Origin of the sequence: Prevotella disiens (genome assembly GCF_900454955.1) — a bacterium.
GTDB classification, from domain to species: domain Bacteria; phylum Bacteroidota; class Bacteroidia; order Bacteroidales; family Bacteroidaceae; genus Prevotella; species Prevotella disiens.
This window is the reverse complement of sequence record NZ_UGTL01000001.1, coordinates 1,735,098-1,761,349: the sequence shown is the minus strand read 5'-3', so window position 1 is coordinate 1,761,349 and position 26,252 is coordinate 1,735,098. Positions and strand designations below refer to the sequence as shown.

Genomic DNA, 26,252 nt, shown 5'->3' with positions numbered 1-26,252 from the left:
CAGTACTAAATAAAAAAGAAAACGAATGAAGACAAAATTAGGTTTTAATTTACGCCAAGTTTGTGGCGAAAATATTATTGTTGCTGAGGGTGAAGAGAACATAGACTTTAGCAATATTATTTCAATGAACGAAAGTTCCGCCTTTCTTTGGAAAGAAGCACAACAGTTAGACAATTTCTCTGTCAGCGATTTGGTACGCATTTTAATGAATGAATACGATATTGATGAGGCTATCGCTACGGCTGATGTTACCAATTTATTAGAACAATGGGCGGGAGCAGGCATTATTGAAGGCGATGATATGCCTATTGTTGAAACATCAGAATTAGCAAATCAACCAGCAGAAAATGCTCCAATAGTTGAAAAAGAAGAGCCTAAGCCAGCGAAGAAAGGTTTCTTTAAGCGACTGTTTGATTAGAATGATTTGCCTAAAAAGTAGGGAAAAATTAAGCAACAAGGCAAATATTAGGGTAGGGATATTGCATTTTCAACATTGAAGTGTGATAAATGGAATCTTACCAACCAACTTTTTATAGCTTCAAGAATATTCCTATTTCTCTCAAATAGGTATAAAACAAAAACGAACACCTCTTCTCGAGATGCTCGTTTTTTATTTATTTCACTCTTATTTTACTTTACTTGAACTACAAGATACTTGCTTGTACTCCAGAATGTTTGTGGGTCGCTGATGCGTAGAACATATTGTCCCGATGCGTCCTTAGCGAGTGTGTAGCTATTGCTTGGGTGTGCCGTGAGCAATGTAGCACTCTTGCTGTACAATTTGATTTCCTTTGTTGAACGGATATCAATCTTTGTAAAATAGTTTTTGTTGAAACTACCTTGAAGAACCTTACCGCTTGCAAGAATTTTTTGACCTTTCAATTCACTCTTTGTACCGAAAACATACCAACCAGTGTTCAATTGCATGTCTTGAGTAGAGATAGTTTCGCTCTTTTGCTTAGATTCTGTTTGCAAATTAGCCTTTTCCGTCTCCAAGTTATTCTTTTGTGTTGTAAGATTTTCCTTGTCAGTTTTCAAGTTAGAAACATCGGTATTCAAACCTGAAATCGTTTGGTCGAGTTCCTTAATATGAATATTTTTTGATTCCAATTCAGCACGAAGTTGCTTTAACTCGTTGTCTTTTTGAGCCATTTGGGCAGTCATTTGTCCAAGCGTCTTGCGCATTTCTTCGCCCTTGAATCCAGTTTCTTGCAATTGTTGTTGAAGTTTCTTAATCAATTCTCGGTTCTGTTGCATGCGTTCTGCAATGAACTTGATGTTTTCTCTAATCTGTGTTGCCTTGTCAGAGCTTTCGCCTTCCTTGGCTAAAGTAACACGATTTTCAGCCGCGTTGATTTCTGCGAAGCCCTGTTGTATTTGGTTCAAAGTTGCCATCATGTCGTTTACTTCGTTGTCACGAGCATTGATGATAGCACGCAATGAGTCATTTTGAATATCAGCAGGGTTGATTGTAGGTTTGTTCTGGTTACATGCAGTGAGTGCCATGGCACCACAAGCTGCGTAAATTAATAGTTTTTTCATAATCTATCTATTTTCATTTATAATTCTGAAGAGTATTCTTCATTAAATGTTTTTGTTTAATTTCTTTTTCTCTTTATCTTTGCCTGCGAGTACAATTACAAATTCGCCTCGTGGGGCTGTTTCTTTGAAATGTTGGAGTACTTCCTCCAATGTTCCTCGTACACTTTCTTCGTGTAATTTGGATATTTCTCGGCAGCAACTCACCATTCTATCTGCTCCGAAAGCTTCGATGAACTGTTCCAATGTTTTTATAATTCGGTAAGGCGATTCATAAAAAATCATGGTTCGAGTTTCGTCTTGCAAACTTTCTATGTGGGTTTTACGGCCTTTTTTCTGTGGTAAAAATCCTTCAAAACAGAAGCGGTCGCATGGAAATCCACTTGATACCAAGGCAGGAATCATGGCTGTTGCGCCTGGTAGTGTTTGAACGGTTACTCCAGCAGCTATGGCTTCGCGTGCTAAATAGAAACCAGGGTCGCTTATGCCTGGTGTTCCTGCATCGGAAATCAATGCTATGGTTTCACCAGCTTTTAGTCTGTTTACGATATTTGCTGATGTTCCGTGTTCATTGAACTTATGGTGCGCCATTAAATGGTTCTTAATATCGAAGTGTTTAAGCAGAATTCCCGATGTTCGCGTGTCTTCACACAACACAAGGTCTGCTTCTTTGAGGATTCGGACGGCACGAAATGTCATGTCTTCCATATTTCCTACTGGAGTTGGCACAAGATATAAAATACCCATATATGTTTGCAAATGTAAAGGAAAACTCTTAATGAGCAAAATAAATTAGCATTTTTTACATGTCATTTTATTTCATATTCATTAAAAGTCTGCTTTAATCGAAGTCTATTGTTGCTTTTGTCGGTTTTCACGCTTGGTATTTGAATGACTAAAAGTGCCTATTTTGAAAGTGAAAACAGGCTCTTTTTAGCACCAAAATAGCCTGTTTTGAAATCTGCTGCAATAACCTTTTTTTATAAGTTTGTTATGAACTGACTCTCATTGTGTTGTAAGATTACGATTGCTAGAATAAGCAGAACGCCAATAAACTATTGATTTCTCAATGTTTATTGGCGTTCTTGTTGTCTTATTTTCAAAACTTATGGAGGCTTAGTCCACAAGTTTTGAATGTATTTCTTTTATTTTTTGTAGTTCTCTACACCCTTATCAAGGAAGTCGATATATGCTTTGATGTCTTCTTTGTAAGTAAAGCTACCGCTCAATGGGTTTCCGTGATTGTCTATTGTAACATAGAATGGTTGAGCTAAGTAGCCGAATTTTGACTCTTGGAGATAGCTCCACTTGTCGCCAATGGTGCGTAATGTGCGTGTTGTGCCATCAGGACGTTTCACTTTAACAGGTTGAGCTAATGGTGTTTTATCGTCTACATAGAGTGAAATCAAGATATAATCATTGTTCAACTTGCTTGCTACTGTTGCGTCAGTCCATACTGCACCTTCCATTTTACGGCAGTTTACACAACCAAAGCCTGTGAAGTCGAGCAATACAGGTTTGCCTGCCTTTGCCGCAGCGAGCATTCCTTCTTCGTAATCCTTATATTTTGGTTCTACTTCTTGGTGATGTAGGTTGAAATCCTGAGTGTAAATTGGTGGTGCAAAAGCACTAACTGCTTTCAAAGGTGCACCCCAAAGTCCAGGAATCATGTATACGGTGAATGCTAACGCCATCATACCGAGCATGATTGCAGGTACAGGCATTGCTTTTTGTTCAGGGTCGTCGTGTGGGAACTTCACTTTACCAATGAGATACAAGCCCATTATGCCGAAGATGACAATCCAAATTGCTAAGAAAGTTTCTCTATCGAGTATGCGCCAACTGTATGCTAAGTCGGCAACTGACAAGAATTTGAAGGCAAAAGCCAATTCGATGAAGCCTAATACCACCTTTATCATGTTCATCCATGAGCCTGATTTAGGTGCTTGCTTTAACCATGTTGGGAACAAAGCGAAGAGGGTGAAAGGCAAAGCTAAAGCAAAAGCAAAACCAAACATACCCACGGTTGGTGCTACCCAGTCGCCACTGGTTGCTGCTTGTACGAGAAGCAAACCTACGACAGGTGCTGTACAAGAGAAAGATACCAATGAAAGGGTGAAAGCCATCAAGAAAATAGAGAGCAAACCTGTTGTTGCTGCGGCTTTATTGTCAATAGCATTACCCCATGAAGAAGGCAAGCTAAGCTCGAACCAGCCGAAGAAACTTAATGCAAATACCACCAACATCAAGAAAAAGAATATGTTAAATGGAGCATTGGTTGCCAATTCGTTCAGTTTTTGTGGACCAAACAATGCTGTAATAATCGCTGCTAAGCCCATATAAATCACGATAATTGAAATACCATAGGTGATAGCATCGCGTATTCCCTTCTGTTTGTCGCCCTTTGCACGCTTCAAGAAGAAGCTAACAGTCATCGGAATGATAGGCCAAACGCATGGTGTTAGCAAAGCAACCAAACCACCTACGACACCCATAATAAAGATATACCACAAAGAATGGTTCTCTCCGTCTTGCCCATTGCTAAATGCTTTGAGTTCTTTTATTACAGGACGCCAAAGTTCATTAGGGTTTACTGAAGCGTTAGACGTAGCTGCTAACGTGTCATTTTTAACGGCAGAATCACCTTTTAGGGTAGCTGTTGAGTCAGCTGTTCCACCCATTAAAGCTGCAAGACCATCGGCTGCGGCATCGCCTTCAGCTGTTTCCGTTGTTGGAGTAGCTGCTGGTGCATCAGCAGGACCTGCTCCGTTGTAGCTAAATTCTACGCTGGTTGGTGGCATACACATTTCATCGTTACAAGCACCATATTCCAAATAGCCTGCAACCTTGTAAGTTTTGCCTGTAATTTTATATTTTTGAATGAAAGTTACTGCATGTTCAAAATAGCGTAACTTCATTTCAAACACTTTATCAAACACGTTCAATTCATTGCCGCGTGCCATTAATTTTCCCATTGCTTTTACGCCTTCCGCCTTGGTGGTAGTTAGTGTCGCAGAAGTAGGACCATCGGCTGGTAAACCAGTTGAATAAACGTGCCAACCGCCGTCAATCTTACCTGTAAAGATAACATCTACTTCGGTAGGCGATACTTTCTTTTGTTGTACACTGAAATGTACAGGATTTTGAGCAATCGCTGCTAAGTTGAATAATGCTAAAAGAGCTAATAAAATCTTATATTTCATTGTTCCAGTATGTTACGTTTTTCTTTTATTTTTTTTGAATTTAAGATTGTTTGCCTCCTTGTTTGTTAGAAATAAGTTCTGCATAACGAATTACAAAGGTAATGTTTTTTTTCAAAAACAAAACCTTTGCAGCTATTTTTTTTGTTATTTATTCATTTTTGTAAGTTCCTAATATCTTAAATATTAAGCACTTTAAGTATTTTTACATGTGAAAAGGAAGAATTTTCACCTTAATAAAATGTATTTTTACATCACTCCGTCTTCACGTAACTTCTGTTGCCATTTCCAAGCCGAAGCTAATACGTCTTCGAGTGGTGTGTTGGCTTTCCAACCTAACACCTTATTTGCTTTGGTGCAATCGCCCCATATCTTTTCAATATCTCCCTCTCTGCGTGCGCCATACTTCCAATTAAGTTTCACACCTGTAGCTTTTTCGAAAGTGGTAATGATTTCTAAGGTAGAGTTACCACGCCCTGTTCCGATGTTGAAATACTCAATCTTGTCAGTTTCTTTGTCTAATACGCGTGTCATTGCAGCCACATGCGCTTTGGCAAGGTCTACTACGTAAATGTAATCGCGTATGCAAGTGCCGTCTTCAGTGTTGTAATCGTTTCCGAAAATAGTGAGTTGTTGGCGTATGCCCATGGCCGTTTGCGTAACATAAGGAATTAAATTGTTCGGTACACCATTAGGCAATTCGCCAATATGTGCCGAAGGGTGTGCGCCAATAGGATTGAAATAACGAAGCACAATGCTCTTAATATTAGCTCCGCTGTGTATGTAATCGTAAATGATTTGCTCGTTTATTTCCTTTGTATTACCGTATGGAGAAGTCGCTTTTTGATGTGGAGCGTCCTCTGTAACAGGAAGATTTTCTTGATTAGGCTGACCATAAACGGTGCAAGAACTTGAGAAAATAATGCCTTTAACATTGTATTTAGGCATGAGTTCCAAAAGATTTATGAGCGAAACAACATTGTTACGATAGTACATTAAAGGCTTTTCAACGCTTTCACCTACTGCCTTTGAAGCTGCAAAATGAATGATTCCTTCAATGTTTGGATACTTTTGGAAGATTTTTTCTGTAGCAATTTTGTCTTCAAGATTGGCTTGTTCGAATGCTGGGCGCACCCCTGTTATCTTCTCAATACCATCAAGTACTTCTATTTTTGAGTTTGAAAGATTATCAACAATCACAACATTGTAGCCTGCTTCTTGCAATTCTACCGTTGTGTGTGAACCAATAAAACCAGTTCCACCAGTAACTAAAATTGTTTGCTTCATATTCTATTCTCGTTTATTTCCCAAGTAAATGTTTTTATTTTGTAGTGAAATGTAAGCTATTTCCAGCTTGATATAAGTGCAAAGGTAGTTAGATTTTACCATTTTGAGCCATAAAAGTGCTTGAAATAATTAAAAAAGGTGTGATATAAGAGTATTAAACAAAAAGTTTTCTTACCTTTGCGATAATTAATTTCGCATTCAAACGTTCTTGAAATACAATTATTATGGAACAAACAAAGCAACAAATTGAGCGCTTTTTAAAGAAAATTGCTCAAAAGTTTCCTACAACGGAAGAACCTACTTTAATGACAGATATTCACATTATGGTATCGCAATTTAGTGGCGACCTTATGGCTTTCAACGATGAAGGCGTGGAAATAACACGCTGTGTTGTAGAGAAATGGATTGAAAATACTGACGATGATTTCTATGAACAAGTAACTTCTTTGTTGAGATGCGAATTGTTAAAGCACAAAGATATTATTGAAAATTTTGGTATTATACAACCTTTCAACTTTGTTTTAGAAGACGAAGAAGGCGAACACATTGCTGAACTTTATTGTGAAGACAATGATACTATCATTGCAGACGGCGACTTGTTGCCTGGATTGGAAGAAGACCTTGATGATTTTCTAAAGAAACTAATTCCATAAAGAAAGGAAAGGTGATTCATGCGAAAGGAGATTAGGTTTACTTTTTTGCTTATATCATTCTTTTTCTCTATTGCGACAACTGCGCAACGACACGAAATTTTGAATGAAAACATACGTTCGTTGCAGGTGGTAGCCAATGGAGATTGGCTTTCTATGCCTATCATGGAACTTGGAAATGGAGGAATTGATATTGATTTCGATGACCTTACGCATGAATATAACCGCTATACTTACAAACTTGAGCATTGTGAAGCTGATTGGAAACCATCTACTTCATTGTTTGAAAGCGACTTTGTAGAAGGTTTTGCTGACGGAAATACGATAGAGGATGTGGAACAATCGTTGCTTACAAATACCATTTACACGCACTATCATCTTAGTATTCCGAACGAAAAATGCCGTCCAAAAATATCAGGAAACTATCGATTGACGATTTTTAATGCTGATAATGAAGCGGTTGTAAAGACATGTTTCATGGTGAAAGAACCTTTGGAGAACGCAATGGGGGTGGGTTTGAACATTACAACCAATACTGATGCAACTATCAACATGGCTCATCAGCAGGTTGAAATGGAATTGAGTTACGGTAAATACAATATTACCAATCCACAAATGCAGTTGAAAACTATCGTGTTACAAAACCGTCGGTGGGACAATGCACGTTGGAACGCTAAACCTCAATACGTTATGAGTGATGGATTGCGTTGGAATCATAATGCCGATTATATTTTTTTAGGTGGAAATGAATACCATAAATTCGAAATTCTTTCTACCGATGTAGCAACAACAGGCATTGACCATATCAGCTGGGACGGTCAGAATTTTCACGCTTATCCTTTCGTTGCTGTTCCACGCATGAACTATTTGTATGATGAAGATGCCAATGGAGCGTTCTTAATTCGTAATTCGGATAATTATAATATCCATACCGAGAGCGATTACATGTTGGTACATTTCCAATTGGAATGCCCTGAACCAATAAATGGGGAGGTTTATTTAAATGGCGATTGGACAAACGATAGTTTCTTGCCTCAATACAAGCTTGATTACAATGAAGAAACAAAACGCTATCAGGCAGTTGTTCCATTGAAATTGGGCTATTATAGTTATCAATTCTTGGTGCTTTCACCCGATGGGCGCATTACTTTTATGCCAAACGAAGGTAGCTATTTCCAAACAGAAAATACTTATCAATCCTTGGTTTACTATCGTGAACAGGGTGGTAGAACCGATAAACTTGTTGGGTATAACTCTGTTAAGTTTAGAGCAAAATGAGTTTTAACAACTAAATAATAACAAACCAAATGAATAGAATTTTAATTGCATTTATGGCACTTATTTTAAGCGGTGTGGAAGCAGCTGCACAGAAAAATATAACGATTAAATTAGTAGAAACATCAGACGTTCATGGCTCGTTTTTTCCTTACGATTTCATTACGCATAAACCAAAAGCGGGGTCAATGGCAAGGGTTTCTACTTATGTGAACGAACTAAGAAAGCAAAAAGGCGAGCAAAATGTTTATCTTTTAGACAATGGCGACATTCTCCAAGGGCAGCCTATTTCGTATTATTACAACTACATTGCAACACAAAAGCAAAATATTGCTGCAAGTGTTATCAACTATTTGAAATTCGATGTTTCGGGTGTTGGTAATCACGATATAGAAACTGGACACGCTGTTTACGATAAATGGATTCGTGAAATGAATTGTCCTGCTGTTGGAGCAAACATCATTGACACCGAAAAACAAGCACCATATGTCTTACCTTATTATATTATTAAGAAGAAAAATGGCGTAAAAGTGGCTGTCATAGGTATGCTTACTCCTGCCATTCCTAACTGGTTAGAAGAGGGATTATGGAAAGGTTTGCATTTTGAAGAAATGGTTTCATCGGCTAAAAAGACCATTCAAGCATTGAAAACAAACGAAAATCCTGATGTTATCGTAGGACTTTTCCACTCTGGTTGGGACGGTGGCATCGCTACTCCTACCTATCTTGAGGACGCTTCCAAGAAGGTTGCCGAAGAAGTGGAAGGTTTCGATGTTGTCTTTTTCGGACACGACCATAAACCACGCAACATTAATGTAACCAACAAATTAGGAAAAACCGTGCTTTGTCTTGACCCTGCCAACAATGCACAGAAGGTTGCTGTGGCTACGATTACATTGAAAAAGACGAAGAAAAGCAATAAGCATGAAAAACAATATGAGGTAGTTAGCAAGTCGGGCGAGTTGGTTGATGTAACTAATCTTGCAGTAGATGAGGCTTATATGAACCATTTTGAAAAAGAAATCAATGAGGTTAAAGCGTGGGCTGACCGTAAAATAGGTAGTTTTCAGAACACCATTAGCACAAAAGATTGTTTCTTTGGCAGTTCAGCTTTCAATGATTTAATTCTCAATTTAGAACTCCAAATCACCAAAGCCGATATTGCTTTTAACGCTCCTTTGGGCTTTAACTCTTCTATTTCAGCTGGTCCTATCACTGTTGCAGATATGTTTAATCTTTACAAATACGAGAATCAGCTTTACGTTATGCGACTAACGGGCAAAGAAATTCGTAACTATTTGGAAATGAGTTATAATCTTTGGATAAATACTATGCGCTCGGCTGATGACCATTTGCTATTGCTTTCTGAAGATACTCGTGATGATTCACAACGTTTGGGGTTTAAAAATTTCTCTTTTAACTTTGATTCTGCTGCTGGAATCGACTATGAGGTGGACGTAACGAAACCATACGGCGAAAAAGTTCGCATACTAAAAATGAGCAATGGAGAGCCTTTCGACGAATCAAAATACTACAATGTGGCAGTAAATAGCTATCGTGGCAATGGTGGTGGCGAACTTTTAACAAAGGGAGCAGGCATTCCGCAAGACCAATTGAAGCAAAGAATTGTTTGGCGCAGCGAGAAAGACCAACGCTACTACCTTATGGAAGAGATTGAAAAGGCGGGTATTATGAACCCACAACCTAATCATAACTGGAAGTTTGTACCAACAGAATGGACTGAAAAAGCCGCAGTACGCGACCGTAAAATTCTCTTTGGCGAATAAAACAAAGAACTGAAAAATAGAAAAATAAAGCAATGAAGTGTTATTGGTTTGTATTTTGCAAAACCGACTTGGTGTTAGAAAAGACCGATATAGGCTATACGATACCACTTTCAGAAGAATGTCCCATACCATTAAAGGCGTGGTCGCAGGTGTTAAGCATTGAAGCCATGCCTGAAGGGGAAAGCGTAAAGGCGGTAAACATTGATATGCCTGTTACGAACAATCCTAAATTGGAAATGTGTGGACTAAGAGCCAGTTATTACAAGCTGAACACTGAATTTTATTTAAAGGCTGGCAAATGTGCTGAACTACTTTATTGGAATCAGAATACCCAGTTTTGTGGTGTTTGTGGCTCCCCTATGAAGTTGCATACCGAAATATCTAAGCGTTGCACCAACTGTGGAAAGGAGGTTTGGCCACAACTTTCTACTGCCATTATTGTGCTGATACATCGAGGCGAAGAGGTACTTTTAGTGCGTGCCAATAGCTTTAAAGACAACCATTACGGCTTGGTTGCAGGATTTGTTGAAACGGGTGAAACCTTTGAAGAAGCCGTACACCGAGAGGTAATGGAGGAAACTGGCATTACCATAACCAATCTTCGCTATTTCGGTTCGCAACCTTGGCCTTATCCTTGTGGTGTTATGGTGGGTTTCAATGCCGACTATGTAGCAGGCGAAATACATTTGCAACACAGCGAACTATCAAAAGGGAATTGGTTTACAAAAGATAATTTACCAAATCTTCCCGAAAAACTATCAATAGCAAGAATGCTAATTGACCATTGGATAGAAGAAAATAACAAATAATACATATCATTTCAATCCAACAATCTTATGAAGTTTTTAGAAAAGACTTTGGGTTTCGACCCTAAAACCATGAAGTTACGCACCGAATTAATCGCTGGCGTAACTACATTTCTCACTATGAGTTACATTTTGGCAGTCAATCCGTCAATCCTTATGTCTACAGGAATGAGTCAAGGTGCGCTCTTTACCGCTACCGCTTTGGCTTCGGCAATTGCTACTTTGCTATTGGCTTTTATGGCAAAACTACCATTTGCCCAAGCACCGTCAATGGGATTGAATGCCTTTTTTGCTTATACGCTTTGTCAAGCAATGGGTTATTCATGGCAAAACTCATTGGCAATTCTCTTGATTGAAGGTATTGTGTTCATTTTGATTACTTTTTTCAATGTGCGAGAAATGATTTTCAATGCCATTCCTAACAACTTACGCTATGCCATTTCGGCTGGTATTGGTATGTTTATCGCCTTTATCGGACTCAAAAATGCTGAAATCATTGTGTCGAAAGAAGGCACATTCGTAGGTCTTGGAGCTTTTACTGCACCTTGTTTATTGGGTATTTTTGCCACTTTATTGAGTGGTGTTCTTATGGCACGCAATGTGAAAGGTGCTTTGTTTTGGAGCATTATCGCAGCCACTTTGTTGGGTATCCCAATGGGCGTAACCAATATTCCGTCAGGCTGGTTGCCAGTTTCTGCTCCACAAGATATTTCGCCTATCTTCTGTCAATTCGATTTCTCTGGTTTATTGACACTTAAAACAGGATTGGTGGTATTCTCTTTGCTCATTATCAATATTTTCGACACCATCGGAACGCTCATGGGACTGGCTGAAAAGACAGGTATTGTGCGCAAAGATGGTAGCATTCCACACGTTAGCGAAGCCATGATGAGCGATGCTATCGGTACTACTTGCGGCGCAATGTTGGGAAGTTCTACCATTTCAACCTACATCGAAAGTGCCAGCGGCATTGCTGAAGGTGGTCGTTCGGGCGTAACCTCGTTTGTGGTGGGGCTGTTGTTCATTCTTGCCTTGTTCCTTTCGCCAATTTTCTTGCTCATTCCGAGTGCGGCAACTAGTGGTGCGCTCATCATGGTGGGTGTCCTCATGCTCGATTCTGTTAAGAAAATAAATCTTCAAGATATGACCGAAGCCTTTCCAGCCTTCATTACCATGATAACCATGGTACTTTGCTATTCAATTGCTGACGGCATTTGTCTTGGTATTCTGTCGTTTGTCATCATGAAATTATGTACACGCCGTTGGCAAGAATTAAATTGGACTTTGTGCATTCTCTCCGTCCTCTTTGTGTTGAACTTCATTTTTGGATAAACGCAAAGGTATAAAACACAAAAGAGCCTATTTGGACGCTCCAAATAGGCTCTTTTTGTGTTCAAAACAATAGGTTTTGCTTTTCGTAGGGGCGTGATTTTAAAATCACGCCCCTACAAGGTTGAAATGTTGTTTATCTTACGTTGGTCAGCTTTATAGGCGAAGAAGGTAAGCAAAAAAGTTAATAGCAACTCTAAGGCGATGACCAATAAACATTTATCGAGTTTAAACTGATAGGCATTATGGTTAAGGTGCAATAGGTCTGTACCCAATATAAGGGGAAATGGAAAGTGGAAAAGATAGATATACATTGAAACATTGCCTAACAAAACGAGTTTACGAGAACGGAGTAGGGTGGAAATCTTTCCCCTTTCAAATGCAAAAACATAGACGAGAGCCGCCGCTAAAAGTATATCGAACGTGTCTTTTACATCTTCATATTGACCGTAAAACATAGCGTTTCTGCCTAACCACCAACCTATTAATAAAAGTATGCAGAAAGTTTCAAGCCTTGTTGCGCTCGACTTTTCTACCCTTTCAGTAGGCAATGCACTATTAGTCTTGTGAAAAAACAAGTCGCAAAGTAATATTCCTATTGTGAAATCGAAGATACGCAGCAGCGGTGAAGCAAAGTTTAAGTCGTTGAAACGTGTGTTGGAAGCAATAAAACTGAAGAAAAGCAGGCACAAAAAGCGAAGTAAAAAGACCCCAAAGAGGTAGCTTAGTGCGAGTCTTCGGGTCGATACAAGTTGGCGATTGGAGCCGTTCTAAAACGGGATAAACAGCGTAAAGAACAAGCAAAGCCGATAGAAACCAACCCACTCCGTTCAGTATATAGCTGAAATTAGACATGCTTGGAATTGTTTGGAGGAGGGTGAGCGACAAAGCAAACTTCGCTATGATGTTCGGAATAGCCATGATTCCTTTGTCATTCCATAAAGTTAGAAGGGTGGTAGGCAGCATGATGAGCATCGAAAGCACATACCACCGATATAGTTTTTGCAGCTTTCGCATACCAAACCGATAACCTCGTCATGGATTCTACGTGTCCATGCACGGCTGTTGCGTGGCGAAAGACTTGTAAGTGAGTCCGAAACCCGGCATGATGAAGAAGAAATCGACGGCTAAAGTGGCATTATGAAAACCAAATCATACCAATTTTGCGTCTGAGAATCCATGAATTCGAAGTGAGAAATCACCACCATTACCATCATAGGAAACCGCAAACCAGTCAAAGTATCAATGCGTTTTATCTTCGTTTTCATTTTTATCTTATTCCGTTTTAACTCACATTCCTTCAGGTTAATGTTGAAGGAGTGGCACAAAAGTACAAAATAAATTTGTAATGCAGCCTTGCAAACCTTTGTAAGCATGATAATTTATAAAAAAAGAGAAGTGAACTTTGAAAGTATTGTGTTGCTTTCAAAGTTCACTTCTCTTCTTATTGGTTTGGAAAGGATTAGAAAGTAACTACTCGTGTGCCGTCGGGCTGTTCTTCTATCGTTACTTTTATCGTATTTTCGGGTAGTATATCTTCTATCAACTCTGGCCATTCCAACAAACAAAGGTGGTTGCTGTAGAAATAATCTTCGTATCCCATATCGTAAACCTCTTCCAATTTCTTGATTCTATAGAAATCGAAATGGTAAATGGGTTGCCCTTCTCGGTCGGTATATTCGTTTACGATAGCAAAAGTAGGTGAGGTGATGACATCTTCCACACCCAAAACTTCGCAAATGGCTTTGGTAAAGGTGGTTTTTCCTGCCCCCATTTTACCGTAAAAGGCAAACACTTTGTTGTCGCCGATACCTGCTATGAATTGTTTTGCCGCCTCGTGTATGGTGGCAAGGCTTTCTATTTTAATTTCCATGCTGTTTATTTTATTTTTATTTCTTGTTGCTCAACGCTTCTTTGGAGTAAGTGTAATGAGTGGAACGACCATTTCTTCGATAGAAATTCCACCATGTTGGAACGTATCTTTGTAATAAGAAACGTAATAATTGTAGTTGTTTGGATAGGCAAAGAAATCGTTTCCAGTTGCAAAAACATAGGTTGTGCTAAGATTTGGAACAGGTAATTGTGCTTGACGTGGGTCTTTTATAACAAAGACTTCCTTTGGATTGTAATTCAAATTCTTGCCCAATTTGTAGCGCAAGTTGGTATTGGTGTTCCTATCGCCAATGATTTTCACAGGCTTAACAGTACGAATAGACCCATGGTCGGTAGTCAAAATGATTTTGTAATTGCTTCTTGACAACTCACGGAACACGTCGGATAAAACATTATGCCTAAACCAACTCAAAGTTAAAGAACGGTAGGCACTTTCGTCGCTTGCCAATTCTCGAATCATTTTCATTTCGGTGCGTGCGTGCGAAAGCATGTCTATGAAATTCACAACCAATACATTCAAATCGTTTTGCTCCAAGTTTTTGAGTTGTTGCATAAACTTTTCTGCTCCACTCGAATTGTTTATTTTGTGGTAAGAGAACTTATCATGACGGCGGAAACGGTCGATTTGCGTTTGGATTAAAGGTCCTTCATTCAAGTTTTTCCCTTCCTCTTCGTCCTCATCAACCCAAAGTTCTGGATACATTTTAGCAATTTGCGCTGGCATTAATCCACTAAAAATAGCATTTCTTGCGTATTGTGTTGCTGTTGGAATAATCGTCATATACAATTTTTCGTCTATGTCGTACAGCTCAGCAAGTTCCTCTGACAGTATGCGCCATTGGTCGAAACGTAGGTTATCCACCACAATTAAAAAGACTTTATTGCCCTCATCAATCGTTGGGAATACTTGTTTTTTGAAAATATCGGGACTCATCAGTGGGCGAGAATCGTCTGTTTTGCCCTTTCCGTTGGTTGGTGCTACCCAATCTAAATAATGCTTTGCAATGTATTTAGCAAATCCATTATTGGCATCTTCCTTCTGCATAGTGAGCATTTCCGTCATATTGCTATCGGTACTGCTCAACTCTAATTCCCATTTCACCAATCGTTTGTAAACTTCCGCCCAATCATTGAATGTTCTGCAATCGCTAATTTGCATTGCTAATTGCTGGTATTCTTGTTGGTACCCCGATTGTGTAACTTCGGTTACAATCTCTTTGCGGTGAATATTTTTCTTTAAAGTAAGCAGAATTTGACTTGGATTGACAGGCTTTATCAAGTAATCGGCAATCTTAGAACCAATGGCTTGGTTCATAATATCCTCCTCTTCGCTCTTCGTTACCATAACGATAGGCGTTGCAGGTTGTATCTCTTTGAGTTTCTGCAAGGTTTCTAAGCCCGATAAGCCAGGCATTTGCTCGTCTAAAAGGACAAGGTCAAAGGTTTGTGTACGAAATTGGTCAATGGCATCAGCACCATTGCTGACGGTTACAACCTCATAACCTTTCTTTTCTAAAAAGATAATATGGGCTTTTAAAAGCTCTATCTCATCGTCTACCCATAATAACAATCCATTTGTCATATTGCGTTTTTTCCTTTCTTTATGTTTTATTTGCCACAACCCGTTAGTTCTTGTTGGGAAACTGCCTTTAGAAACCATCTAAATCGTAGTATTCGTCTTCAAAATCGTAATCGAGTGTTGTCTGATTTTCCTGCTTCTTTTCTTTATTCTCGTCCTTTTTTGAATCGTCAGAGAAGTAAATATTTGGTCCATCAGGGGTTTGTTTCTTTGTTTCTTCCTTCTTTCCCGTTGTCTTTTTCTCTGTTGTAGCTTGCTTTTTAGACCCAGTTTTCGCTTTCTTTGGTTGCGCTTTTGGTTCGTCAATAGGCACTTCAAATGTTGTTTGTGGCACTGTTGGTTCAGGTTCCACTGGAATTACAAATGAATTGTCGTCTATTGGTACTGCCTTTTCTTCCTTTTTCTTGGTTGGTTTTGGCTGCCTCTTAGGTTCAACCTTCTGTGGTTCAGTCTTTGGAGCAACAGATTCTTCCATTGGAATAACCATTTCCGTGTTCTCAATCATGTTCTTTGGTTCTTCCTTCTTTGGAGTTTCAGGAACAGGAATAACCATTTCCGTGTTCTCAACATTCTCTTTTGGTTTTTCTTGCTTCTTTTCTTCAGCAGGAATAACCATTTCGGTAGGTGCAGAAACGTCCTCTTTCGTTGTTTTTTCCTCCTCCATTGGAATTGTTATACCATTATCAACAGGTTCTATTTCGCCTTGTTCTTGCGCATTTAATTCAGCTTCTGTTGGATTTTTACTTTCTATTTCTTCTTGCAAATCACTTTCTATTTCTCGTGGTGTAGCAATTTCGGCAGGTTCAGACAATAGGTAACGTGATGTAACCTTTAGTGGAGCGAAATGCTTTGCATAGAAGTCTTCATAATCTTTGTAACTGAACGATTTGCCAATAAGTTGCAAGTTTTTATCGCTAATGATAATGGCTCGCGTGTCTTTGCTGATTTGTTCTGTTACGTTTCGGCTGCTAAAGAGTTGTCGTGCATATTGATAAGCCTCGTCAAAACTTCTGAAACCTGACAATTTCATTTGATGTAAGCCCTCAATATTCTCAATTTCTATTTCAAAATTGCGTACATAGAAACTCGTGAAATTAAACCTTGCCATTTCGAAAAGCAACTTGTTTTCCTTTAAAGAATCAGGGTTGTAAACTAACAAGAACTTGAAATCAATGTCTCTATCTGGCGAGAACTTCACTTGCTTGATACTATCACTATCGTTCAAAACATTGGTTCTGTAACTCCAAACATCGCCTAAATCAAATTTACCATTTCTGATTTTCTTACCTGCTTGCACACCATTGACTATCATTCCAGCCATTTCACTAATGCGGCTTTGTGGGAACTTTTCGACAACTACCTTCATATCGCTCACGCAACCGTCTATATCGCCTTGATTTAACTTACTCAAACCACCGATAAACAAGAACTTATCACGGTTTGCACCCATTGGAAAACGACTGTCGGAAATGCGTTTATTGCCACTAACCTCACTAAATCTGTTGTTTTTAAAGGCTTCGTATGTAGCTGCATAAAGCGAGTCTTCGATGTGTTCGCCAAACTTTGCATTTTCTTTAAAGTATGGGTCGGTAAGCACAGCCGTCCATTGGCTCTTCGGATAGTTGGCTTTTAGTTTGTTGATATAGCTATCTGCCAACTGCGGTTGATTCTTCCTCATGTAAAGTAAGTACAGATGGTAATAAACATCGTCCATTTCTTCATAGTCAGGATAGTTGTCGCTCACTCGTCGTAAGTTCTTTTCAGCCAATCGTAGGTTGTCCAATCTATCTTTGAAAATAACACCAGCATGATGCAAACCAGTCTCTAAAATCTTATTGCTTGCCTGCATTTGCTCTTCTGTAAATGGTATTTGAGCCAAATAAAACTCTCTGCGGTGTGGGTCGTTCTGTACCGAATCGGTTTTACTTTCTATTGAATCTAAACGAGCTTCCTCCTTTGCTATGGAATCACGCTGCTCGTCTGTCCATTCCATGTTGTTGTTCATACCCCCGACAACGGTTTTATTAACACGCTGCCAGTTGTCTACGTTCTCACGTTTGCCCCATAGTTTCTGGAATTGTGCTTTACCTTGTTGCACAGCCATAGGGTTATAGAAATACCATGTGCCGTTTTCTTGCTGTTGGCTACGTGGCATTGGTGTTGCCATGTTGGAATTATCAGCATTTGCACCCATTCCTTGGTTCTCAGCCATACGCTTTTCAGCATCTAATTCGGCTTGCTTGTTACGCTCTTCCTTTTCCTTTTTCTTAAGCGCATCTATCACTCTGTCGATGGTTGCCAATCGTTCTGGTTCAGAACATTTGGCTAAATGCTGCAAAGAATCTTGCAATTCTATCGCCTCTGTATGCGGGGTCAAATCGTCCAATACCTTTGCGCGATTAGAAAGTTGTTCGTAATCTTTTCGGTCTTTGTCTAAAAGTCCGAGTGCTTCATTGTAACATCTATGTGCATCGCTAAATTTTTCCTTTGTCCAATATAAATCGCCAAGATGTAAAAGCAGAACACCCTTTTCTACACCGCCCCGAGTAGCCTTTTTATTGCCTTGCTCGTAAGCCGAAATAGCGTTCAATGTATCTTTATCCGCCAAATAAATATTACCCATTGCGTAATATACTTGGTCTAAATAATCCTTATTCTTGTCCGATGCCGCCATTCGTTTTAGTCGACTCACCATTTGTTTGGTTTGTCCTGCTGCCATTACTTCTGTTGCAGCTATGCGTGCATTAAATTCTAATTCGTAAGGAGGGTTGGCTTTAATGACGTGTTTAAACGAATTGTAAGCAGCTTCTTTATTACCCAAAGCAGCTTGCAATTGCCCCATTAAGTACCACTCTCTTGCTTTTTGCTTCTTGCGCATCTCGTGTTTGATGACTTTTTGCAAGTAGGGTACAGCTTTTTCAAATTCGCCTGTGTGGATATAATAGTCAGCGTAAGTGTAATTCCATTCTCTCACTGCACGCCAATCTAACGAATCACGCTTCATATTTCGGATTACATCTTCCGCATCGTAAAGCCAACCTGCCTCAATATACGATTTTGCCAACCACGCACGCGCTTTTCCATAGATAGCTGGTTGCGTTTTATACAATCGGCTCATGTAGGAAAACGTTGTTGCGGCATCTTCAAAAGCTCCTTTATAGAATTGAGAACGCCCCATGAGCATCCATGCTTTCCATATAAAAGGGTTGTATTCCTTACGATTCAACCATTCTATATCTTTTTCTGTTTTGCGTCTTGATTTATTCCATTCAGGTTTTTTCTTTATACTGTGTCGGGCAATGGCTTTCTCTGCTTTTTCAATAGCACGCTCATAGTTACCTTTTCCTAAATCTTTGCTTGATTTATTGCCTACGGTATAGAGTGGAATTATTTCTGTAAAGTTATCCTTATTGCCGTTTTCTTTTTCCAAAGATGCATCGATGTAGGCTTGCGCTCCATTATAATAGGTGTTGTATTTGGCATTAAAAGAGTGCCACCAACGCGATTGCGAGGTGTTATTTTTGGTAGAACAACTTACGATAACTAATAAAATGCTTGCTACCAAAAGGGCTGTAAAATATTTTGCGTAACTTATCTTCACGTTATAATAAACTCTAAGTGCCTTGCTTTATTGTCTTTTAAGCGAAATACTTCACTACTTCATTTCCATTTTACCCTTCAATCATGGCGATGAGTTCGTCTTTTATTTGATTGGGAACATTTATTCCTCGTAGAATCAAACTTCTATTCCACCCCTTAGCCTCCTCTGGACACATGGTGTAGAGTATTTCCGAAAATTCTTCCGCTTCTTTGTCAGTATATTCTGTAGCCTCTCTCCCTTTGAAACGGTCTAATTCTTCATCGTCATAATATTCTATGGGCTTTGTGGCAGCTTCCATTGTACACGTTTGTTCGCAACTTTCATCTATGCCTATACAGGTGGAACAATCGCCTGAAGCATGATTTATCACATCTTCTTCGCCTTTTTGTCGGTTCAGAAGGGTAGCGATACCTACCAATGCTCCCATGCCTAAAATGGCTAACAAACCTATTATAATAATGTCCATTCGTTTTTCTTCTTTGTTTTTATTCTATCTCTTCGATTTCAAACCCTACATTGCGCAACTCGTTCCAAAAGTTGGGATAGGATTTTGATACCACTTCTGGATTGTTAATAGTGAGTTCGCCCAACTTAACGCTGAGCGGAGCAAATGCCATTGCCATGCGATGGTCTTTGTAAGTGTCAATAACGATAGATTTTTCAGCTTCACAACGTTCTCCGTCCCATATTATTTCAGAGTCGTTGCTATCGTGCAAGACATATCCCAACTTTGTCATTTCCATTTTCATAGCCTCTATGCGGTCGGTTTCTTTCAGTTTCAAACTGCTCAATCCCATAAACTTGAACGGAATATTCATAACACAACAAGTGGCTATCATTGTTTGCGCTAAGTCGGGTTGATTTTTGAAATCATATTCTAATCGTGGCAACATTCGTTGTTGCTTGCAAATGGTAACTTCAGTAAGTTCATCTTTCTCCTTATCAGCGAAACTTGTTTTAATACCAAGCAGGGAGAAAATATATTTCACCGCAGAATCGCCTTGACGTGAACCATTCTTCAACCCTTTGAACGTGATGTACGAATCGGTATCGTTTAGTAAAGTAATGATAGCATACCAATAGCTTGCTGCCGTCCAATCGTTTTCTATCGTGTAACTTCTTTCCTTATATTTCGTTGGACGAATAGTGATAGTATCCACGTCTGTCCATTCTGCATCAGCACCATATTCGTGCATCAAATGAAGGGTTAAATCGATGTATGGACGAGAAATAATGTTGCCTAATAACTTCAATTCTAAACCTTTTTTCAATGTGGGAGCTATCATCATCAATGCCGAAATGTATTGCGAACTAACATTGCCCTCAATTTCTACACGACCACCCATGAGCTTTTTACCTTTAATACGGAGGGGAGGAAAGCCCTCTTTTTCTGTGTATTCCACTTCAGCACCGAGAAATCTTAACGCATCAACCAATATTTTAATAGGTCTTTGCTTCATTCTTTCAGTTCCCGTAATGACGTGTTCACCTTCCGAAGCAGCGAGGAAAGCCGTCATAAAGCGCATTGCTGTCCCTGCTGCCATAATATCAATTTCGTAGGGTTGCTGCTTAAAAGCTTTGCATATAACCTTTGTGTCGTCGCAGGTAGAAATATTTTCAGGCCATTTGTTGCTCCCTGTTAGTGCATTGATAATGAGCGCTCTGTTGCTAATACTCTTCGATGCAGGCAAGTCAATGTTTGCCTCAATGTGATGTGGTGGTTTTATTTTGTATTGCATTCTTTTTTCTTCTTTCTTTTTTTGTGTGGACTTTTATTCAAGCCCCACTTTTATTTCATACAAAAATACGAATAAAGTTGGGAACAAGTGAAAAACAACTCTAAAAGTTTGCTAATGTCTTAAAAAGTGAGTAAATTTGCATTATAATTCAATCACGAGATGTAGTTCAGTTGGTTAGAATGCTGGTCTGGGGGACCAGTGGTCGGGCGTTCGAGTCGCCTCATCTCGACTTAAACAGTAAGGATTTCCTTGCTGTTTTTTGCAAAAATATTGCCAATAAGTGTAAAATGAACTTGCTTTCTTTGTAGAGCGTGCCTTTTCGCAAAAGGGTTACGATTTTCCACCCCATACATTATTTGTTTGTGGGTTACGATTCCCCCCCATACATTATTTGCTTGTGCGGAACGGAAAGACGAGTTGTTGAGCTTGCAAAAAACTCTGCCCCTACTGCTGCCTGCTCTGGCAAATTGCAGAGGATAGTTATCTTTTGCAAAGTTAGCAAAAGCAATCACTATTTGCAAGCCTTTGCTGTGTAGTTCGCTGTATGCAAACTTCTTTTTCTCTTCTCGAAAGTTTTTAAATATAAGGTAAGAATATGTCTGTCTTACCGAAAATATCTGCCAAAGGGGCTAATTATCCGATAATTTTCACCCTCTATGGGGTAAATTATCGGATATTTTTCCCTTTACACTGCGTAAAGCGTTTGTTGCAAGTTTAAATAAAGGCTACTAATGGTTTGCGGATTGCCTAATTTCTTGACAGCATCAGCGGTTGAACCATATTTCTTTCTTAGGAAATGAGGGAGGTTATCTCGATAAAGCTCCATTGATCTACGGGCAATATAGTGGTTTAAAACATATTTTGCAAACTCCACTTGCTCTTCCGAAAACTCGAAAGTGGGGAATTTTTCGAGGGGTTGAATTGTGCTTTATTTTTTAGTAGGATACATTGTAACTACATTTGCACCTTTTTTGTGGCGTTCAAAGTGGGAAATTAGCGCATTGGTATAGTGCTTTTCTTTCACATCAAGGGTTTCTTCGTCCAATTTTATAATGTCCAATTCCATGTATTTCTTCATAAAGTCGGCAGGTGAATTGTGCCCAAGATAGTCTAATTCTTCGGTTGTTATCGGCATAACTTGGTGGAATTGAATGGTGCGACCGCCTATATTGGCATACGTTTCATTAGGAACGTCGGGTAAAGGGCAAAGTATCAACACGCCGAAGAAGTCGGTTGAGGGGTCGAAAGATACTTCTGTGTCGTCCCCAGCGTTAAAACTCATGGTGTCGCCCAACTGGAATTGGAAGTTGTCGAAGGTGTCATGACCAATCCCATTGAGTACTCTTATCGGCCAATAATTACTTTCTTTCTCTAATGCTTCGGCAGAAAGATTCCAATCGGCAGGCAAATACATGACGTATTCGTAGTGTTCGATGAGCGAATCGTGTTCTTCACCACAATTCAGCACCTCTTCCCCTTCTTTAGAACGTTTGTATTCTTCCGAATTTCTTACTCTATAAGTGCCTGCCCCAAGGGTGCATAGTGTCCAATAATTGCGTGTCTTTGTTGGCGGAATGACCATAATATCAATAGGTTGCTCCCTATTTAAGGTGTCACGGAATATATCGGTTGGCTTGCCGAATCGTTCTATAACAAAGTCTTTTATTTCATCTAACTCTTGATTGGCATAAACGGAAGGCAAATTCTTAATTTCCTGTTTCTCTTCGAGTTGCATATACGACACAATATTGCCCAAAACACGTTCTGTATCTTCGGTAATCAAATAGATAATGCCAATTTCAGACGTTTCTTCCAACTCGAAATAGACGTAATCTTTGCTTAAATAAATGTCTTTTATCTGCGAATAAGGGGTGGTAATGTATCGGATAAGTGTACCATCGTCTGCTGTTATGTAGAGCGAGATGCCGTCTTCGTCCATACGATAAGTAAAGGTTTTGATAGCCTTATAAACTTTTCGGTAGGTGTAGAAGTAATAAATGTTGAGTCCAAACAGTGCTAAAAGAAATCCCAATACGCCCCAAAGTGTCCCTAAACGCAAATAAGATAAGCCAAAAAGGAGCCAAATAAAATTGGTCAAAGCCATGCGTTTAGGCTGTTGTCTCCACAATCCTAAAACCGCACGAGGCACAAACCACCACAACGATTTATTGCATTGGTTTACAACGGGTTCTGGTCTACCATGGATAAGTAGTTTAAGTGCTTCGTCTTTCGTTATATGTTTCATTGCGAAACCACAACTTAGCAGATTATTTTAGGGGCAAAAAGAACGTTCTATGGGTAGTAACGTTCTTTCTACGTTGTATTTAATTTTTGATAGTAGGGTATTTTCTGAACCAACCGTCCATTCTTAGGCGCATCACCCCAAAGAAAGCTTCCGAGAAAATGCCTCCACTCATCTTGCTTGTTCCCTCTCTTCGGTTCACAAATATAACTGGCACTTCCTTGATTTTAAATCCAATTTTGTGCGAAGTGAACTTCATTTCTATTTGGAAAGCATAGCCTTTGAAGCGAATTTCTTCTAATGGTATGGTTTCTAATACTTTGCGGCGATAGCAAACAAAGCCTGCTGTGGTATCATGAACGTGGAAACCCGTTACAAATTGCACGTATTTGCTGGCAAAATAGCTCATCAATACACGTCCAATAGGCCAGTTCACAACGTTTACTCCGCTTACATAACGTGAGCCAATAGCCACATCGAAGCCTTCATCGTGGGTAGCTGCATACAAGCGAGGCAAGTCTTTTGGGTCGTGACTAAAGTCGGCGTCCATCTCAAAGATGTATTCGTAGTGATGTTCTAATGCCCATTGGAACCCACGAATGTATGCTGTGCCAAGACCTAACTTGCCAGAACGCTCAATAATAAATAGTCGGTCGGCAAATTCTTCCTTGATTAAGTTGTGAACAATCTGTGCTGTTCCGTCTGGACTTCCATCATCGATGACTAAGATATGGAAAGTTTTCTCCAAGCCAAATACGGCTCTGATGATTTTTTCCATATTCTCTTTTTCGTTGTAAGTCGGAATAATTACTATGCTATCGCTTGTCATATACAAAATTATCTTTGATGCAAAAGTAAGATAAATATCCGAAAATCCCAAATGTTATGCGGAAAAAGGTAAACTGTAACCTTTTAAAACCGAAGAAACACATGATATTTTGACATGACATAAAAACAAGCGAGGGATAGACTCGTATCCACCCCTCGCTGATAGTATCGCCGTTCGGACGGCGTATCGTTGTATTAAAACACCACTTTCTTGCCATTCACGATATACACGCCTTTGCCTATCTTGCTCACGCGACGCCCCTGCAAATCGAACACCTCTGGTGTTTTCTTGTATGCGTTCACATGGTCGATACCCGCGGGGTTTAATTTCTTTTTCTTTCCCTTGAATACATATTGTATATGTGAGTCTTCCTTAAAAGACAAGAAAAAACTAAGTTTCAAATTGCCTTCCTTATCCACCAAACTCTCTTTCTCGTCAATACTGCCCGAGAGCAATACCGTGTGCTGTTTGTCCTTGGTAGCCACCTCGTCATCAAGATTGTTGTATGCCTCTATATGCCATTTGTTGTTATTAGGCAACAGATAGCAATCTTTGAAAGGAATTGCCGCGAACTCATATTGGCCGATTGTAACGTCTTTTAAGGTTAAAACCGTAAACAAACGCTCACCCTTGCTTATCTCTATGGTCATATGTTTCTTGCCACTTGGAGTCTTGGTCCCGGTCGTGCGGTCGAACAATTCCGTGGTGGCCTCACCCTCATAAGTGCCCCAAACAACTGGCACCTTCTCAGGCTTGGCTTCTTGGGCCATCATTATATTCACCTGCGCACATAGCACAATCAATAACATGGGAATTTTGTGAAAGATTCTCATCATTGTTTTTTTCTTTTAATTTTTAATTAATTATTTAATGAAGTGACCACAACAATTCACATATCACATTGCGAGCTGTTTGCGACCACAAAAAAAATGCGGCGCAAAGGTATGAAAATAGTGGTAAAAAATCGAGACTCCACTTGCAAAAAAAATATAAATATGCCATTTATAACCAAATCGTTGTATGCTTTAAAATTCAAAATAGGCTGTTTTTTATCTCAAAAGAGCCTATTTTGCAGTTCAAAACAGGCACTTTTGAAATTCTACTTGTTTTTAAACCCAGACGAGTTCGCTCATTATCGCATCGCTAACGTATATACCTTCGCGCGTAAGGTGTAAATGTTCGTTCCCCAAACTTAGTAATCCACGTTCTATAAAAAGTTTGGAAGCCTTGATAATGTGCGTTTTAAAAGGTTCTTCCAAGTTTTTCAAATCAATACCCTTGCGTGTTCTTAGTGCCGTTGTTACGGTATCGTTAAAATGCGTTGGTTTATCAATGTTTTCAGCCTCATAAATAGGCGTTCCATTTTCGATACCTTCCATGTATTTTTGGAGGTTGTCCACGTTCCAACGGCGTTGTTGATGATTGTAACCATGTGCCGATGCGCCCACACCAATGTACGATTGATTTGCCCAATAGGCACTATTATGGCGCGAACGATAAGGCGATGAGCCGTTATTGATAAGCTTTGCAAAATTACTGATTTCATATTGCTCGTAATGAGCTGCTACAAGGCGGTCGATTAGTTTATCGTACATAGTCCGATACAACTCCTCGTCCATATCTTTTACCTTTCCTTGTTCTAACAAGCGATAGAGTGGGGTGCCTTCTTCGTACATTAAACTATAAGCCGAAAGGTGTTCCACATTCAAAGCAATCGCCTTTTCAATATCATCTTCCCACTCTTGTAAGGTTTCTTCGGGGAAGCCAAACATTAAATCAATAGAAATGTTATGAATATCAGCACGATGCAAACGGTCGATAGCCATCTTTACATCGTTCGCTTTGTGTCGCCTTCTCAGAAATTTCAACCGAGTTTCAGAGAACGTTTGCGCCCCCATTGAAATGCGATTGATAGGAAAATGGCGCATGTTTTCAGCAAATTCTTCGGTTACATCATCGGGGTTACATTCAAAAGAAATTTCCATATCAGCCAACTTTTCCATCTTGTCGGAATAGTTATCTTCTATGGTTTGAAATATTTTCTCAATGTGTTGAGGTGCTAATTGCGAGGGAGTGCCGCCTCCAAAGTAAATTGTTTCTAAGGTTTCGTTGTTATCTTGGAATACGAAATTCTTTTGTTCCACCAATTCTTTGCACACTGCTACCACATAGCGGTCAATGGTTTCGGTTCTCGTTTTTGGGGTTAGTGTAGAATAAAACCCACAATAAATGCAACGTGAAGCACAAAACGGAATATGAATGTAAAGACTTGCCATTATATATTAATAAGGAGAACGCCTTACGAGCGTTGATTTCCTTGCAAAAGTACTAATTTCTTTTAAAACTTTGCAAAATTCTTATAAATTGTTTTGGTAGTATAAAATAAAATGACTAACTTAGACGACAGATTCAGTAAGTATTGCTTATTGTAATCGAAAAAAAAACAATAATACTAACAACCTAAAGGTGGGCTTCTAAAAGAATCTATCAAGATTA

22 protein-coding genes and 1 tRNA gene are annotated in these 26,252 nt (G+C 39.3%); 7 read left to right on the top strand and 16 right to left on the bottom strand.

Translation table 11 applies throughout. From position 1 onward, the window contains the following. Window positions 1-25: 25 nt before the first annotated feature. Window positions 26-418, top strand: coding sequence for a PqqD family protein (locus tag DYI03_RS07790; RefSeq protein ID WP_021669024.1), 393 nt, complete (start codon window positions 26-28; stop codon window positions 416-418). Window positions 419-630: 212 nt separating this feature from the next. Here the strand turns inward: DYI03_RS07790 and DYI03_RS07785 are convergent, their stop codons facing one another. The 4 genes from DYI03_RS07785 to galE all read right to left on the bottom strand — a co-directional run bounded on the left by DYI03_RS07785 (window position 631) and on the right by galE (window position 6,026). Next, window positions 631-1,542, bottom strand: coding sequence for a Cbp1 family collagen-binding glycoprotein adhesin (locus DYI03_RS07785; protein ID WP_004355897.1), 912 nt, complete (start codon window positions 1,540-1,542; stop codon window positions 631-633). A gap of 42 nt (window positions 1,543-1,584) precedes the next feature. Continuing rightward, window positions 1,585-2,286 carry a 16S rRNA (cytidine(1402)-2'-O)-methyltransferase gene (gene rsmI, locus DYI03_RS07780; RefSeq protein ID WP_021669025.1) on the bottom strand — a complete coding sequence of 234 codons (702 nt, stop codon included), beginning with the start codon at window positions 2,284-2,286 and terminating at the stop codon, window positions 1,585-1,587. A gap of 398 nt (window positions 2,287-2,684) precedes the next feature. Continuing rightward, window positions 2,685-4,742, bottom strand: a complete 2,058-nt coding sequence (locus DYI03_RS07775) for a protein-disulfide reductase DsbD family protein (RefSeq protein WP_021669026.1) — start codon at window positions 4,740-4,742, stop codon at window positions 2,685-2,687. 246 nt (window positions 4,743-4,988) lie between these two features. Then, window positions 4,989-6,026: a UDP-glucose 4-epimerase GalE gene (gene galE / locus DYI03_RS07770; RefSeq protein WP_004355635.1), complete on the bottom strand. Its 1,038-nt coding sequence runs from the start codon at window positions 6,024-6,026 to the stop codon at window positions 4,989-4,991. 224 nt (window positions 6,027-6,250) lie between these two features. Here galE and DYI03_RS07765 point away from each other — a divergent pair, with 224 nt between their 5' ends. Genes DYI03_RS07765 through DYI03_RS07745 form a run of 5 tightly spaced genes read left to right on the top strand, consistent with a single transcriptional unit; the run spans window position 6,251 to window position 11,876 of the window. After that, a complete protein-coding gene (locus DYI03_RS07765) occupies window positions 6,251-6,679 on the top strand; it encodes a hypothetical protein (RefSeq protein ID WP_004355868.1) in 429 nt (142 codons plus the stop codon). 18 nt (window positions 6,680-6,697) lie between these two features. Next, window positions 6,698-7,954 (top strand): type IX secretion system plug protein, encoded by a 1,257-nt coding sequence (locus DYI03_RS07760; RefSeq protein ID WP_021669027.1) that lies wholly within the window; start codon window positions 6,698-6,700, stop codon window positions 7,952-7,954. A gap of 29 nt (window positions 7,955-7,983) precedes the next feature. Further along, the gene (locus DYI03_RS07755; RefSeq protein WP_021669028.1) at window positions 7,984-9,738 is read left to right on the top strand and encodes a bifunctional metallophosphatase/5'-nucleotidase; all 1,755 of its coding nucleotides are present in this window, start codon (window positions 7,984-7,986) and stop codon (window positions 9,736-9,738) included. 32 nt (window positions 9,739-9,770) lie between these two features. Then, window positions 9,771-10,547, top strand: a complete 777-nt coding sequence (nudC, locus tag DYI03_RS07750) for an NAD(+) diphosphatase (RefSeq protein WP_004355667.1) — start codon at window positions 9,771-9,773, stop codon at window positions 10,545-10,547. A 27-nt stretch (window positions 10,548-10,574) separates the two neighbouring features. After that, a complete protein-coding gene (locus DYI03_RS07745; RefSeq protein ID WP_021669029.1) occupies window positions 10,575-11,876 on the top strand; it encodes an NCS2 family permease in 1,302 nt (433 codons plus the stop codon). A gap of 113 nt (window positions 11,877-11,989) precedes the next feature. Here the strand turns inward: DYI03_RS07745 and DYI03_RS07740 are convergent, their stop codons facing one another. The 7 genes from DYI03_RS07740 to DYI03_RS07705 all read right to left on the bottom strand — a co-directional run bounded on the left by DYI03_RS07740 (window position 11,990) and on the right by DYI03_RS07705 (window position 20,685). Further along, window positions 11,990-12,331, bottom strand: coding sequence for a hypothetical protein (locus DYI03_RS07740; protein WP_147287673.1), 342 nt, complete (start codon window positions 12,329-12,331; stop codon window positions 11,990-11,992). A gap of 100 nt (window positions 12,332-12,431) precedes the next feature. Then, window positions 12,432-12,890: a hypothetical protein gene (locus DYI03_RS07735; RefSeq protein WP_021669031.1), complete on the bottom strand. Its 459-nt coding sequence runs from the start codon at window positions 12,888-12,890 to the stop codon at window positions 12,432-12,434. 445 nt (window positions 12,891-13,335) lie between these two features. Continuing rightward, on the bottom strand, window positions 13,336-13,746 hold the full coding sequence (gene tsaE / locus DYI03_RS07725; RefSeq protein WP_021669033.1) for a tRNA (adenosine(37)-N6)-threonylcarbamoyltransferase complex ATPase subunit type 1 TsaE: 411 nt from the start codon (window positions 13,744-13,746) through the stop codon (window positions 13,336-13,338). 30 nt (window positions 13,747-13,776) lie between these two features. Then, on the bottom strand, window positions 13,777-15,348 hold the full coding sequence (porX, locus tag DYI03_RS07720; RefSeq protein WP_025064451.1) for a T9SS response regulator signal transducer PorX: 1,572 nt from the start codon (window positions 15,346-15,348) through the stop codon (window positions 13,777-13,779). 67 nt (window positions 15,349-15,415) lie between these two features. After that, window positions 15,416-18,946 (bottom strand): type IX secretion system periplasmic lipoprotein PorW/SprE, encoded by a 3,531-nt coding sequence (gene porW / locus DYI03_RS07715; protein ID WP_021669035.1) that lies wholly within the window; start codon window positions 18,944-18,946, stop codon window positions 15,416-15,418. Window positions 18,947-19,016: 70 nt separating this feature from the next. Further along, entirely contained in the window at window positions 19,017-19,412 is a 396-nt protein-coding gene (locus tag DYI03_RS07710; RefSeq protein WP_004355888.1) for a hypothetical protein, read from the bottom strand. 19 nt (window positions 19,413-19,431) lie between these two features. Then, a complete protein-coding gene (locus tag DYI03_RS07705; protein WP_021669036.1) occupies window positions 19,432-20,685 on the bottom strand; it encodes a 3-phosphoshikimate 1-carboxyvinyltransferase in 1,254 nt (417 codons plus the stop codon). A gap of 155 nt (window positions 20,686-20,840) precedes the next feature. On the opposite strand from DYI03_RS07705, the gene DYI03_RS07700 reads away from it, so the two are divergent. Then, window positions 20,841-20,914 (top strand) — tRNA-Pro (locus DYI03_RS07700). A 456-nt stretch (window positions 20,915-21,370) separates the two neighbouring features. Here the strand turns inward: DYI03_RS07700 and DYI03_RS07690 are convergent. From DYI03_RS07690 to hemW, 5 genes are all read right to left on the bottom strand, one after another. Beyond that, window positions 21,371-21,607, bottom strand: coding sequence for a type I restriction-modification enzyme R subunit C-terminal domain-containing protein (locus tag DYI03_RS07690; RefSeq protein ID WP_115367922.1), 237 nt, complete (start codon window positions 21,605-21,607; stop codon window positions 21,371-21,373). 6 nt (window positions 21,608-21,613) lie between these two features. After that, window positions 21,614-22,930 (bottom strand): suppressor of fused domain protein, encoded by a 1,317-nt coding sequence (locus DYI03_RS07685; RefSeq protein ID WP_021669039.1) that lies wholly within the window; start codon window positions 22,928-22,930, stop codon window positions 21,614-21,616. A gap of 79 nt (window positions 22,931-23,009) precedes the next feature. Continuing rightward, complete coding sequence (locus DYI03_RS07680; protein ID WP_004355770.1) at window positions 23,010-23,756, bottom strand: polyprenol monophosphomannose synthase; 747 nt, start codon at window positions 23,754-23,756, stop codon at window positions 23,010-23,012. A 194-nt stretch (window positions 23,757-23,950) separates the two neighbouring features. Beyond that, window positions 23,951-24,592, bottom strand: coding sequence for a hypothetical protein (locus DYI03_RS07675; protein ID WP_021669040.1), 642 nt, complete (start codon window positions 24,590-24,592; stop codon window positions 23,951-23,953). 273 nt (window positions 24,593-24,865) lie between these two features. Further along, window positions 24,866-26,032 (bottom strand): radical SAM family heme chaperone HemW, encoded by a 1,167-nt coding sequence (hemW, locus tag DYI03_RS07670; RefSeq protein WP_025064453.1) that lies wholly within the window; start codon window positions 26,030-26,032, stop codon window positions 24,866-24,868. Window positions 26,033-26,252 lie beyond the last annotated feature (220 nt).